Annotated in this window: 13 protein-coding genes and 1 pseudogene; 12 read left to right on the top strand and 2 right to left on the bottom strand. The window is 52.1% G+C overall.

Translation table 11 applies throughout. The features are described 5' to 3' along the window. Positions 1-131: 131 nt before the first annotated feature. Entirely contained in the window at positions 132-653 is a 522-nt protein-coding gene (locus tag MTP43_RS12050; RefSeq protein WP_005920958.1) for a hypothetical protein, read from the bottom strand. Positions 654-677: 24 nt separating this feature from the next. After that, the gene (locus MTP43_RS12045; protein WP_005920954.1) at positions 678-1,436 is read right to left on the bottom strand and encodes a UDP-N-acetylglucosamine diphosphorylase; all 759 of its coding nucleotides are present in this window, start codon (positions 1,434-1,436) and stop codon (positions 678-680) included. A gap of 417 nt (positions 1,437-1,853) precedes the next feature. Here MTP43_RS12045 and ppdK point away from each other — a divergent pair, with 417 nt between their 5' ends. The 12 genes and pseudogenes from ppdK to MTP43_RS11985 all read left to right on the top strand — a co-directional run. Next, on the top strand, positions 1,854-4,520 hold the full coding sequence (gene ppdK, locus MTP43_RS12040; RefSeq protein ID WP_015537435.1) for a pyruvate, phosphate dikinase: 2,667 nt from the start codon (positions 1,854-1,856) through the stop codon (positions 4,518-4,520). Between the two features lie 315 nt (positions 4,521-4,835). Continuing rightward, positions 4,836-5,699: a ParB/RepB/Spo0J family partition protein gene (locus MTP43_RS12035; protein ID WP_148337529.1), complete on the top strand. Its 864-nt coding sequence runs from the start codon at positions 4,836-4,838 to the stop codon at positions 5,697-5,699. Between the two features lie 450 nt (positions 5,700-6,149). After that, positions 6,150-6,971 carry a ParA family protein gene (locus MTP43_RS12030; protein ID WP_148337531.1) on the top strand — a complete coding sequence of 274 codons (822 nt, stop codon included), beginning with the start codon at positions 6,150-6,152 and terminating at the stop codon, positions 6,969-6,971. Continuing rightward, on the top strand, positions 6,928-7,857 hold the full coding sequence (locus MTP43_RS12025; protein WP_249234862.1) for a ParB/RepB/Spo0J family partition protein: 930 nt from the start codon (positions 6,928-6,930) through the stop codon (positions 7,855-7,857). The genes MTP43_RS12030 and MTP43_RS12025 overlap by 44 nt, the downstream gene beginning before the upstream one ends. Before the next feature lie 11 nt (positions 7,858-7,868). Then, positions 7,869-8,141: a DUF5720 family protein gene (locus MTP43_RS12020; RefSeq protein WP_118041055.1), complete on the top strand. Its 273-nt coding sequence runs from the start codon at positions 7,869-7,871 to the stop codon at positions 8,139-8,141. A 28-nt stretch (positions 8,142-8,169) separates the two neighbouring features. Next, positions 8,170-8,358, top strand: coding sequence for a hypothetical protein (locus tag MTP43_RS12015; RefSeq protein WP_006059571.1), 189 nt, complete (start codon positions 8,170-8,172; stop codon positions 8,356-8,358). Between the two features lie 67 nt (positions 8,359-8,425). Beyond that, positions 8,426-9,304, top strand: a complete 879-nt coding sequence (locus MTP43_RS12010) for a DUF6017 domain-containing protein (protein ID WP_249234861.1) — start codon at positions 8,426-8,428, stop codon at positions 9,302-9,304. 36 nt (positions 9,305-9,340) lie between these two features. Further along, positions 9,341-10,087, top strand: coding sequence for a BRO family protein (locus MTP43_RS12005; RefSeq protein ID WP_249234860.1), 747 nt, complete (start codon positions 9,341-9,343; stop codon positions 10,085-10,087). 22 nt (positions 10,088-10,109) lie between these two features. After that, positions 10,110-10,421, top strand: a complete 312-nt coding sequence (locus MTP43_RS12000; RefSeq protein ID WP_249234859.1) for a DUF5720 family protein — start codon at positions 10,110-10,112, stop codon at positions 10,419-10,421. Between the two features lie 12 nt (positions 10,422-10,433). Continuing rightward, positions 10,434-10,853, top strand: a complete 420-nt coding sequence (locus MTP43_RS11995) for a DUF4313 domain-containing protein (RefSeq protein ID WP_057571461.1) — start codon at positions 10,434-10,436, stop codon at positions 10,851-10,853. Positions 10,854-10,939: 86 nt separating this feature from the next. Then, entirely contained in the window at positions 10,940-11,440 is a 501-nt protein-coding gene (locus MTP43_RS11990) for a PcfB family protein (protein WP_109625040.1), read from the top strand. Further along, positions 11,437-12,150 (top strand): annotated as a pseudogene (locus MTP43_RS11985) (type IV secretory system conjugative DNA transfer family protein); the annotation flags it as partial. The gene MTP43_RS11990 and the pseudogene MTP43_RS11985, both read left to right, overlap by 4 nt. Between the last annotated feature and the right edge of the window lie 512 nt (positions 12,151-12,662).

The following is a 12,662-nucleotide window of genomic DNA, read 5'->3' as shown; positions in this document are numbered from 1 at the left end:
TATGATAATACCTTTTCCTGATAATAGTGTGATACAACATCTAAGTATAACATACGCGCGCGCAAAAAGATATACATTATAAGCAAAAAATGCCCCCATGCCGCAGGGCACAGGGGCAGAAAAACATTATATTACAGGTTCAGCGTGATGGCAGAGGCCTTCCAGCGGCCGTCCTCCTTCACCATGGTGATGGTGCCGGACACCTGCGCGGCGGCGGTGCTGTCCGTAGCGGTCAGCAGGGCGGCGGAAAAGTCGTAGCAGTTTTCTGCCCCGGCGCGCTTTTTCAGGGTGAGGTCGGCGGGCACCAGCTTGTCGCCGGACTGCCCGGCCAGCGCGGTGATGCGGGTGGGCAGACGGTTCGCCATGATTTTGTTCAGGCAGTCGGCTGTCATGGTATCGCCCAGCTGCGCCTGAAGAAAGGCGTACAGCCCATCGGTGTCCGCTGCGGCAAGCCCCGGTTCACTGCCGGCGGGCGCGGCGGCATCCACGGCCTGCTCTACGGCAGAGGAGCAGGAGAGCAGCTGCTGCACCACGAACTCGGCCTGCTTTTTGGCGGGGTCGCTGCGCAGGCGGGTCAGGACGAACACGGCGGCAACAGCCGCGAAGAAAAGGACAAGGCTCAGCGCCTGCTTGCGAAAGCTTTCAGACTTCATACATGGCTCCCTTCCGGCAGAGGTTTACTTGCTCTGCTCGTTTTCCAGCTTCTGCTTTTTTGCGATGTAGGCTTCCATCTTGGGCTCTGCCCAGCCGTCCAGATTGGTCTGGCGCTCCCGGGCAATGCCCAATGCCTGTGCGGGCACATCCTTGGTGATGGTGCTGCCGGCGGCGGTGTAGGCACCATCGCCCACCTTGACCGGGGCCACAAGGTTGGTGTTGCAGCCGATGAAGCAGTAATCGCCGATCTGGGTGCGGAACTTATCCTTGCCGTCGTAGTTGCAGGTGACGGTGCCGCAGCCGAAGTTGCAGTACTTGCCCACATCGCTGTCGCCGATGTAGGTCAGGTGGCTCACGGTGTTGCCGCGGGCAAAGTTGGAGTTCTTGGTCTCCACATAGGCGCCCAGATGCACGCCGTAGTCGGTGACGGTGTTCACTCGCACATGGGTGAAGGGGCCGATGTTGTTGTGGGGGCCGATGTGGCTGCCGTAGATCTGGCTGGCGTTTACGGTGGTGCCTTCATCCACGGTGCTGTCCTCGATCAGGGTGTTGGGGCCGATGACGCAGCCTGCGCCGATGACCGTCTTGCCCCGCAGGATGGTGCCCGCAAGGATCACAGCGCCCGGGGCAATGACCACCTCCGGGTCGATCTGCACGGTGCGGCTGTCGATGACGACGCCGTTTGCAATGTGCTGCACAAGGATGTCCTCGCGGGCAGCCTCGGCGGCATCCAGCTGTGCCAAAGCTGCGGCGCGGGCCTGTTCAGAAATAGGATTCTGCATGAAAAAAATCTCCCTTCCCACCAAAGCGCGCGGCGGAAGAGAGACAGAAAAGGCGACCGGAAAATTGTTGCCTGTCCGCCCAGCATCTCCGCTGCGGAAAGCTTTGTTCCGACAAAATAAAAATGAAAAAGTTACAGGGATAGAAAGTTGTATCCAACAGGACGAGAAATCGCGTGTATAAACAAAAAACCTCTCGAACTTTCTCCCATTCTATACTACCTTAAAACTTAGCAAATTTCAAGGGATTTGCATAAAAAATAACAGACAAATTCGGGATTTTGCATGGTGGAAAGGAGTGGATTTTCTGGTATAATAGTTTAGCATTCACAAAACAATGTTCATCGTACGTTCAAGACAAGGCAAACGATGAGACCGCGGCTGCCATGCCGCCGGTCACGAATGGGAGGTAAACAACGCATGAGCAAAAAGTATCTGTACTACTTCAGCGAAGGCAATGAAGCTTTCGGCGGTGACAAGGTCACCATGAAGAACACGCTGGGCGGCAAGGGTGCCGGTCTGGCCGAGATGACCGCAGCCGGTATGCCGGTGCCGCAGGGCTTCACCATCACTACCGATGCCTGCACCCAGTATTACGCAGACGGCCGTCAGATCAATGACGAAATCACTGCTGACATCTTTGAGCACCTCAAGGGCTTGGAGAAGATCACCGGCAAGAAGTTCGGCGACAACACCAACCCCCTGCTGGTCTCCGTCCGTTCCGGCGCACGTCAGTCCATGCCCGGTATGATGGACACCATCCTGAACCTGGGCCTGAACGACGAGGCTGTTGAGGGTCTGGCTAAAAAGACCGGCAACACCCGCTTTGCATACGACTGCTACCGCCGCTTCGTGCAGATGTTCGCCGATGTCGTTATGATGGTCCCGAAGAGCCTGTTCGAGGTCGAGATCGACAAGATGAAGGAAGCCAAGGGCGTCAAGAACGACGTGGACCTGACTGCTGACGACCTGAAGGAACTGGTCGGCACCTTCAAGAAGATCTACGAGGAGAACGAAGGCCGTCCCTTCCCGCAGGACCCCCGCGATCAGCTGATCGAGGCTGTCAAGGCCGTGTTCCGCAGCTGGGATAACCCCCGTGCAAACGTCTACCGTAAGATGAACGAGATCCCCTACGAGTGGGGCACCGCTGTCAACGTGCAGCAGATGGCCTTTGGTAACTCCGGCGACCGTTCCGGCACCGGCGTTGCTTTCACCCGTGACCCCGCCACCGGCGCTAAGAAGCTGATGGGCGAGTACCTGATCAATGCACAGGGCGAGGACGTTGTTGCCGGCGTGCGCACTCCTTCTCCCATCAGCCACCTGAAGGATCAGATGCCTGAGGTGTACGATCAGTTTGTTGAGATCGCTACCCGTCTGGAGAACTACTTCCGCGATATGCAGGATATGGAGTTCACCATCGAGGATGGCCACCTGTATATGCTGCAGACCCGTAACGGCAAGCGTACCGCACAGGCTGCTCTGCAGATCGCCTGCGATCTGGTGGACGAGGGCATGATCACCGAGCAGGAGGCTGTCCTGCGCGTGGAGCCCAAGCAGCTGGATACCCTGCTGCATCCCCAGTTCGACGCTGCTGCCCTGAAGGCTGCAGAGGTCGTCGGCAAGGGCCTGGCAGCTTCTCCCGGTTCTGCCTGCGGCCAGATCGTCTTTACTGCTGAAGAGGCAGAGGAGATGGTCAAGTCCGGCAAGATGAAGAAGGTCGTTCTGGTGCGTCTGGAGACCAGCCCCGAGGATATCGTGGGTATGCAGGTCTCTCAGGGCATCCTGACCGTCCGCGGCGGTATGACCAGCCACGCAGCCGTTGTTGCCCGTGGTATGGGCACCTGCTGTGTCTCCGGCTGCGGCAACGACAACGAGGTCAAGATCGATGAGGAGGCAAAGACCTTCGAGATCAACGGCCATAAGTTCGTCGAGGGCGACTGGATCTCCATCGACGGCTCCACCGGCAACATCTACGGCGAGCAGGTCGCTACCGTGGCCGCTACCGGCAACAAGAACTTCAACCGCTTCATGGGCTGGGCAGACGCAGCACGTCAGCTGCTGGTCATGACCAACGCTGATAACCCGCGTGACGCACAGCAGGCAGTGGATCTGGGTGCTGAGGGCATCGGCCTGTGCCGTACCGAGCACATGTTCTTCGCTGAGGACCGCATCAAGGCTGTCCGCGAGATGATCTGCGCACGCACCGTGGAAGAGCGCGAGGCTGCTCTGGCCAAGGTCGAGCCGTTCCAGCAGGGCGACTTCGAGGCCATGTACCGCATCATGGGTGAGCGCCCGATGACCATCCGTTATCTGGACCCGCCCCTGCACGAGTTCCTGCCCACCAAGGACGAGGACATCAAGGAACTGGCTGCCGACATGGGCATGACCTACGAAGACCTGAAGAACGTGGTTGCTTCTCTGCACGAGTTCAACCCCATGATGGGTCACCGTGGCTGCCGTCTGGCTGTTACCTACCCCGAGATCGCTGCTATGCAGACCCGCGCTGTGATCAAGGCTGCCCTGAACGTCTCTGCTGAGACCGGTCATGTGATCACTCCGCACATCATGATCCCGCTGGTCGGCGAGGTCAAGGAGCTGAAGTTCGTCAAGGACGTTGTCGTCAAGGTTGCTGACGAGCTGATCGCTGCTGCCGGCGTTGACATGAAGTATCAGGTCGGTACCATGATCGAGATCCCCCGCGCAGCCCTGACTGCCGGCGAGATCGCCAAGGAGGCTGAGTTCTTCAGCTTCGGCACCAACGACCTGACCCAGATGACCTTCGGCTTCAGCCGTGATGACGCTGCCAAGTTCCTGGGCGCATACTACGAGAACAAGATCTACGAGAGCGATCCGTTCCAGCATCTGGATCAGGTCGGCGTCGGCAAGCTGGTCAAGATGGCTGCCCACGACGGTCGTGAGACCCGCCCCGATCTGGGTCTGGGCATCTGCGGCGAGCACGGCGGCGACCCCACGAGCGTGGAGTTCTGCCACAACGTTGGTCTGGATTACGTCAGCTGCTCTCCCTTCCGTGTGCCTATCGCCCGTCTGGCTGCTGCTCAGGCTGCTATCAAGAACCCCCGCAAGTAAGAGTTCTGTCATTCACCATTGGATTTGATGAAGCGCAAACCTTCTATAAATCCCATGGATACGGCATAAAACCGTCAAAATGGCATGATTTGACCGTGGAGGTTTATATCTAATCACCAAAACCCCCGTACATTCCCAATTGGGCAATGTGCGGGGGTTTTTTGTTGTTATTTTGGGCTGTTTGTACAAATCTAAATGGGAACGCAAAAATGTATTCTGATTTCAAAAATACATTTTGTCCATGCTCGCTGCTATTTTCACAGCAGCCAATTCCGTAATTTTGGACGAATTCAGCTTTCAGTAAAGGAGGCCATTATGAGACGAGACGATCAAAGGCAAGCAGTAAAAAACATTCCCTTGGAACAACTGAAGCCATTTAAGAATCATCCCTTTCAGGTACGAGACGATGAGGAATTTCGGCGTCTTGTTGAGAGCATTGAAATTCACGGTGTAATTCATCCAGCGGTGGCTCGCCAGATTGGTGAGGATTGTTATGAACTAATTTCTGGTCATCGACGCAAAGCGGCTTGTGAAGTATTGGGTTACTCTGAGATGCCTGTTTTAGTCCGGTCTATGACGGATGATGAGGCAGTTGTAAACATGGTAGATGCAAACCTTCAGCGTGAAACGATTCTCCCAAGTGAAAGAGCCTTTGCATACAAAATGAAGTTGGTAGCTATGAGCCATCAGGGGCGTAAAGGATTTACTTCCGCCCAACTTGGGCGGAAGTGTGTCGGAAAAGAATCCAGAGAGTTAATTGCTGAACAAGTCGGTCAAAGTCGCAACCAAATTTCTCGCTATATCCGTCTTACTGAATTGATACCAGAAATCCTTGAAATGGTTGATAATCGAAAAATGGCATTGAATCCAGCAGTATCTATTTCCTACTTGGACAAGAAGCAACAGAGGCTACTATATAAGGTAATGGTAGCACTAAAAGCAACCCCATCTATTTCTCAGGCAAAAGCCATCCGAGAAAAGGCCAGTGAATCAGACTTTACAGAAGATTACTTGGTTTGTATCTTATCGGAAAAGAAACCAAACCAGAGAGAGCCGATGATTGTTGAAGAAGAAGAAATCAAGCAGTATTTCCCCTCGCATTACAATAGTGAACAGATGCACAACACGATTTTACTGTTGATTAGAAATTGGAGTAAAAAGCGTGGCTACACACAATAAAAGGTCATTATACCTTGTCACAACAGGGAGCAGAAAAATTTTCTGCTCCTTTTTTTATTTTTTGCGCAACAAACGGCCTCTGCCGTGGCCTACAAGTGAGAGTTACATCTCGTGGACCTTGAAAATTCAGAAGAACATCAGGTACAACCGTCCCTCGGAGAGCCACTCCGGTGATACGCCATGACGCCTACGGGTCGAGCGACTTCCCTATCGCCGGTAAAGAGCTTGATAACTTGAGGCCACGATCCAGGGACAGGGGGAAAACTTACACTCAGCCACAGTCCGAGCGTTAAAAGCGTCGCAGGCAATGGGAGTGTCCGGTACAGAACCGTGATAAATGAATCCTAAATCAAAAGGATGCCGAAATGTTCTTGATTTTAAGAAAACCCAAGGGGGTAGTTTACCCTCTTTACATTCCATCTTCTGTTCAAGACACAGGAGGAAACTGAAATGAACACACAAATTATCGCCATCGCCAACCAGAAAGGCGGCGTTGGCAAGACAACCACCTGCGCAAATCTGGGTATCGGGCTGGCGCAGACGGGGAAGAAAGTTCTGCTGATCGACGGAGACCCGCAGGGCAGCCTGACCATCAGCCTGGGCCATCCCCAGCCGGACAAGCTGCCCTTTACTCTGTCCGACGCGATGGGCCGTATCCTGATGGACGAGCCGATGCGCCCCGGCGAGGGCATCCTGCACCACCCGGAAGGCGTTGACCTGATGCCTGCCGACATCCAGCTCTCCGGCATGGAGGTCTCCCTGGTGAACGCCATGAGCCGTGAGACCATCTTGCGGCAATACCTGGACACGCTCAAGGGACAGTATTCCCATATCCTGATTGACTGTCAGCCCTCCCTGGGGATGCTTACGGTCAATGCGTTGGCGGCGGCCAACAGGGTCATAATCCCCGTCCAGGCGGAGTATCTGCCCGCCAAGGGCCTGGAACAGCTGCTCCAGACGGTCAATAAGGTGAAACGGCAGATCAACCCCAAGCTCCAGATCGACGGTATCCTGCTGACGATGGTGGACAACCGCACCAACTTTGCCAAGGAGATTGCGGCTCTGCTGCGAGAAACCTACGGCAGCAAAATCAAAGTGTTCGGAACTGAGATTCCCCATTCTGTCCGAGCAAAGGAAATCAGTGCCGAGGGCAAGAGTATTTTTGCCCATGACCCCAAGGGCAAAGTGGCCGAGGGTTACAAGAATCTGACCCAGGAGGTGATGAAACTTGAAAAGCAGCGCGAAAAAAATAGAGCTGGCCTCAGTAGATGACCTGTTTTCTACTGAAGAAAGTCGGCAAGACGAGCAACTGGAAAAAATCCAGGAAATTCCCCTATCTGAACTGCATCCGTTCAAGGATCACCCCTTCAAGGTCAAGGATGATGATGCAATGATAGAAACCGCAGACAGCATCAAAAAGTATGGCGTGTTGGTTCCTGCGATTGCCAGACCTCTGCCTGATGGCAGTTATGAGCTGGTAGCCGGACACAGACGCCGCAGAGCCAGCGAGTTGGCCGGAAAAGAAACCATGCCTGTCATTGTGCGCGACTTGGATGACGATGCTGCCACAATTATTATGGTTGACAGCAATTTGCAGCGAGAAAATCTGCTCCCCAGTGAAAGGGCCTTTGCCTACAAAATGAAGCTGGAAGCCATTAAACATCAGGGAGCAAGAACAGACCTGACTTCTGTTCAAGTTGAACAGAAGTTGAGCGCCAGAGACCAGGTGGCAAAAGAAGCCGGTGAACGAAGCGGTATCCAGGTAATGCGATATGTTCGTTTGACTGAGCTGATTCCAGAGCTTTTGGATATGGTGGATGAAAAGAAAATCGCATTTAATCCAGCCTATGAACTCTCTTTTTTGAAACCGGACGAACAGCAAATGCTGGTGGAAACAATGGACTATGAGCAGGCCACCCCTTCTCTTTCTCAGGCTCAGCGAATGAAAAAGTTCAGCCAGGACGGGAAATTGTCAGAAAATGTGATGCTTGCCATCATGTCAGAGGAAAAAAAGGGTGATCTGGATAAAGTGACCTTGAGCAGCGATACCTTGCGAAAGTATTTCCCCAAAAGCTATACACCGGCCAAAATGCAGGAAACCATTATTAAACTGCTGGAACAATGGCAGAAAAAACGCCAACGAGATCAGGAACGATGAAGGGAGAGCCTATGAAAGATATTGCAGCAAGGGAGCTGAAAGGCCACAACATTCTTGCAGTGGAGCGATTTTGGGACAGCACTTGCTGGATGATTGAGTTTACTGTCTTGCGCCCTACTGCTTATGGAGAACCCGGTGACGAAATGAGGCTTTTTCTCACAGAGGACAGGTATCAGTCAGCTCTGCAAAGCCAGCAGCGTCGAGAAATCAAAATTAAGAGATATGCTCATGTTATTGAGGGGCATATCCTCGACTTCAAGCCTAAAAAACACCGTCGTTCATAACCGATACAACGAAAGGAAAGGAATGAATATGTGTACTGTAAGAGAAATCCGAGAAGCTATTCAAGAAGATTGCCGCTCACAGCGTGATATGGAATCCACCGAGATTGACCGTGTTTTTCAAACCTTACCATTTTCTCAGGAAAGGGATCTGTTTGATAAACCACCAATGCCAAAACGCCCCTACCGACGCAAGAAAAAAGATACAGACAGACCCTAACCACTGCCACAATTCTCTTATGAATTGCGGCTTTTTTCATACCTGAGAAATGAAAGGAGTGAAGTAAATGGCTGTTTTTCGTGTAGAACGCACTGGCGATTACACGGTTATGAGCAATTTCCATCTAAAGGATAAACGGCTTTCTTTGAAGGCAAAGGGTCTCTTGTCGCAGATGTTATCTCTGCCAGATGACTGGGATTATACGCTGTCAGGACTCAGCTATATCAATCGAGAAAGCAAAGATGCAATCCGCTCTGCTGTCAATGAGCTTGAAACAGCCGGATACATTCGGCGCAGACAGACAACTGATGCTTCTGGTAAATTCGCAGCCAATGAGTATACCATTTTTGAGCGTCCCATCGAGGGAGAACCGATGTTGGATAAGCCGTCGTCGGAAAACCCGATAACGGTAAACCCGTCAGCGGTAAATCCGTTACCGGAAAATCCAACACAATTAAATACTAAGAAATCAAATACCCAAAAACAAAATACTCATAGATCAAATACCGATTCCATTCCCTTCCGGGAAACAGCGGCGGCAATACCGCCGGAACGGAAAGGAAGGGATGCGATGTCTGTCACAGAGATAGAAAATTATCGGGAATTGATTTTGGAGAATATCGAGTATGACTGTCTGAAGCAGCGTTATCCTCTCTACCTGGATGACCTGAATGAGATTGTAGAGCTGTTGGTAGAAACGGTCTGTGCCAAACGAAAGACAACCCGGATCTCTGGCGCGGACTTTCCTCACGAGATTGTACGCTCCCGCTTTTTGAAGCTGGACAGCTCTCACATCGAGTTTGTCATGGACTGTCTGCAAAAGAACACCACCCAGGTACGCAACATCAAGCAGTACCTGCTTGCAGTGCTGTTCAACGCTCCTACCACCATGAATAACCACTACACTTCACTGGTAAATCACGATATGCACGCAGGCGGCTGGTAATCGGCCGCTTTTGTATTACACCAAAGGAGGCACAGCATGAATCAGATTGAGATTTTCAATAGTCCAGAGTTTGGAAGCATTCGAGTAATCGAGGAAAATGGGAAATACCTGTTTTGCGGCGCTGATGTTGCAAAATCTCTGGGATACAAAGATACAGTAAATGCCCTAAAGACACATTGCAGAGAAGATGGGGTGGCGTTTTACCACCTCACCGATAATTTGGGGCGTAAACAGAAAGCTAAATTCATCAGCGAAGGAAACCTGTATCGCTTGATTGTCCACAGCAAATTGCCATCGGCAGAACGATTTGAAAAATGGGTCTTTGACGAGGTTCTTCCTACCATTCGCAAGCATGGGTCCTATCTCACAAAAGAAAAGCTATGGGAAGTAGCCACTTCACCGGAGGCACTGCTCAAGCTCTGCTCAGATCTCCTGGCTGAACGAGAGGAGAATGTATCTCTGCGCATAGCAAACGCACAGCTGGAGGGTAAAGCCGCTTTCTATGACCTATTTATTGATTTGGAGCATAGCACCAATCTCAGAACTACTGCCAAAGAGCTTGCTGTCCCGGAACGCCGCTTTGTCCGATTTCTTCTGGAAAAGCGTTTTGTGTACCGCACTGCGTCCGGCAATGTACTGCCCTATGCAAAGCCAGCCAATGAAGGGCTGTTTTGTGTAAAGGACTACTGCAATCACGGTCATACCGGTTCTTATACGCTGATAACTCCGCAAGGCAAGCTGTATTTTGCCCAGCTTCGGGAGATGATCTTGCTGGTCTCATAAGAACGGAAGGGAAGTGGGTTTTATGCAGGAAGGCAAAACAATCGGTCAGCTGATGGAGGAAATGCGCCAGAAGGCCGGGGCGCAGAACTACCACGGCCATGACTACATGGATCTTCAGCGATTTGCGGAGAATACCCGGCACATGGTTATTTTTGATGTGCTGACCGATGACTCCCCGGTGGGCTGGAAAGGAGAACGGACTCGCCTGTTTTTGTCAGATATAGGCTATGGAAAAGCGCTGGACAGTCAGGCAAAGGGGCAGATCAAAATTCTCAGCCATGCAAAGGTCAGAAATGGAGATTTGTTTTATGACCACAAAGAACAGATACGATAGGAGGTATCCGATATGAATGAGGAAAAGAAAGTACCCTTCAAGTGGGAATATGGGGAAGAAACCATATCGCTGCAACTTGGGATGTATGCGAATAATCAGCGGCTTTATATCGGCATGATTACCCATACAGAAGATGGGGCAGAACCGTTTGCAGATATGACGGTGAACCTTCCGGGGTATTCCCTGGACCCCGGAGAGGCGTTTATTTCCGGTGACATCAGCAAGGACTTGCTGCGATTCATCAAAGAGAACAAATTGGGGAAGGTGCTTCCCTATCAGGTGCAGTCCGGTTATGGGAAATATTCTGCTGTTGCCTTTGATCTGGAGAAGTTGAAGGCATTTGACCCCAAAGGTGTGGCGGAGTTTCGGAAAGAGTGGAATCTGCCGGATAAGAAGCCGGTAAAGAAAAAGAGCCGCGGGATGGAGCGATGAAGAAATATTTTCTCCGGCGGCTGGTGGTCCCGCCTTAGAAGAAAATGCACCACCCCTGCACATTTTGTAGAAAGGAGGCGTTGAAAATGCAGGAAGAAGTGGAAAACAGGACTTTAACGCTGGTTGTCAGCGGAACAAAGTTCACTGGCAGGCTGTTTAAGGCCGCCATCACCAAGTACCTTGCCCACTGCAAGGAAAAGAAGCTGCAAAAGCAGAGAAGCCGTGACGCTCCTGTGACACCCCACGGCAAACAGACCGTCAAGCAGCTCATTGGTCAGAATCAGGGGATCTCCAATATTGAGATCACAGACCCTTCCATCAAGGAATTTGAGAAGATCGCCCGGAAATATGGTGTGGATTATGCGGTGAAGAAAGACCGCAGCAGCTCCCCGCCCAAGTACCTGATCTTTTTCAAAGGCCGTGACGCCGATGCGCTGACCGCTGCATTTACTGAGTACACCAGCAAAAAGGTCAAGAAGGCCGAGAAAACGGAACGCCCGTCTGTGCTGGCAAAACTCAGTCAGTTCAAAGAGATGGTCAAAAATGCCGTGGTGGACCGCACCAAGCGAAAGGAGCTGGAACGATGAAAAAGCAGTTTGACATCAAAAAGCTCGTTTTGCTGAACCTGCCCTATCTCCTGATGGGGCTGTTTGCTACCAACTTCGGGGAGGCATGGCGACTGGCTCAGGGGACAAATGCTTCGGAGAAATTCCTTTCCCTGTTTGCTGTCCTGCCTGGGGCGCTGCAAAGTTTCTGGCCCAGCCTGCACCCGTTGGATCTGCTGGTGGGGCTGTGCTGCGGTTCTGGCCTGCGTCTGGCGGTGTATCTCAAAAGTAAAAACGCCAAGAAGTACCGTCACGGTATGGAGTATGGCTCTGCCCGTTGGGGAACCCGTGAGGATATTGCTCCCTACATCGACCCGGTGTTCCAGAACAATGTCATTCTCACAAAAACCGAAAGCCTGACCATGAACAGCCGCCCCAAGGCCCCAAAGACCGCCAGAAACAAAAATGTGCTGGTGATCGGCGGCTCCGGTTCCGGTAAGACCCGTTTCTGGCTCAAACCAAATCTGATGCAGATGCACAGTTCTTATGTGGTCACAGATCCGAAGGGAACCATTTTGGTGGAGTGCGGGAAAATGCTCCAAAGGGGCGCACCCAAACTGGGAAAGGACGGAAAGCCCATGAAGGATAAGCACGGCAAGGTCATTTATGAGCCGTACCGCATCAAGGTCCTAAATACCATCAACTTCCGAAAATCAATGCACTATAACCCTTTCGCCTATGCGCGACACGAGGTCGCGTAATTAAACTGTTCGGCATTGACCGAACCTGTTATTCCATTAGCAGTAGCCTATCGTCACCGAAGCGGCTGGCAACGGCCGTGAGGCAGCATGGCGAGAAAAGGCAGCCCTCCCGAAAGGGTCAAGCCGAAACCGCGAGGCAGAGGCGAAAAGCTGGAAGCAACGTCCGGCTGGGGAGCTTGGCTTGTGTAGTATGGTGAATGTAAGTAAATCGCTGTTAAACGTCGTTAGTGGGAACCAGGCTAAAGTTGCTGATAAGCCTGAACCAAAAGGTGTGCAGTCGGATGTTCCCCTGTAAGCTGGGAACACATGGACAAACAGGACTGCCGGCGGATAGGCGGCACCTAACCTACACGGTTGATTACGTGAAACGTGGTAAGCCCGCGCTTTCTCCGATATTCGGAAAGCTGACCGCAAGGAAAGCCGATAGAAACGCGGGTAAGGAACGCTGGAAAAAGCGAATGCCGACCTTGTAATGAGGACGGATAGGGATTGAAACAGTATCC

Origin of the sequence: Faecalibacterium sp. IP-1-18, assembly GCF_023347355.1 — a bacterium.
GTDB lineage: Bacteria > Bacillota > Clostridia > Oscillospirales > Ruminococcaceae > Faecalibacterium > Faecalibacterium prausnitzii.
The sequence above is the reverse complement of the archived record's forward strand: the minus strand, read 5'-3'. Positions and strand labels throughout refer to the sequence as shown.

Bases quoted from the DNA above. Each gene is read 5' to 3' on its own strand.
- MTP43_RS12050 (WP_005920958.1), bottom strand. From the start codon at position 653: ATGAAGTCTGAAAGCTTTCGCAAGCAGGCGCTGAGCCTTGTCCTTTTC.
- MTP43_RS12045 (WP_005920954.1), bottom strand. From the start codon at position 1,436: ATGCAGAATCCTATTTCTGAACAGGCCCGCGCCGCAGCTTTGGCACAG.
- ppdK (WP_015537435.1), top strand. From the start codon at position 1,854: ATGAGCAAAAAGTATCTGTACTACTTCAGCGAAGGCAATGAAGCTTTC.
- MTP43_RS12035 (WP_148337529.1), top strand. From the start codon at position 4,836: ATGAGACGAGACGATCAAAGGCAAGCAGTAAAAAACATTCCCTTGGAA.
- MTP43_RS12030 (WP_148337531.1), top strand. From the start codon at position 6,150: ATGAACACACAAATTATCGCCATCGCCAACCAGAAAGGCGGCGTTGGC.
- MTP43_RS12020 (WP_118041055.1), top strand. From the start codon at position 7,869: ATGAAAGATATTGCAGCAAGGGAGCTGAAAGGCCACAACATTCTTGCA.
- MTP43_RS12015 (WP_006059571.1), top strand. From the start codon at position 8,170: ATGTGTACTGTAAGAGAAATCCGAGAAGCTATTCAAGAAGATTGCCGC.
- MTP43_RS12010 (WP_249234861.1), top strand. From the start codon at position 8,426: ATGGCTGTTTTTCGTGTAGAACGCACTGGCGATTACACGGTTATGAGC.
- MTP43_RS12005 (WP_249234860.1), top strand. From the start codon at position 9,341: ATGAATCAGATTGAGATTTTCAATAGTCCAGAGTTTGGAAGCATTCGA.
- MTP43_RS12000 (WP_249234859.1), top strand. From the start codon at position 10,110: ATGCAGGAAGGCAAAACAATCGGTCAGCTGATGGAGGAAATGCGCCAG.
- MTP43_RS11995 (WP_057571461.1), top strand. From the start codon at position 10,434: ATGAATGAGGAAAAGAAAGTACCCTTCAAGTGGGAATATGGGGAAGAA.
- MTP43_RS11990 (WP_109625040.1), top strand. From the start codon at position 10,940: ATGCAGGAAGAAGTGGAAAACAGGACTTTAACGCTGGTTGTCAGCGGA.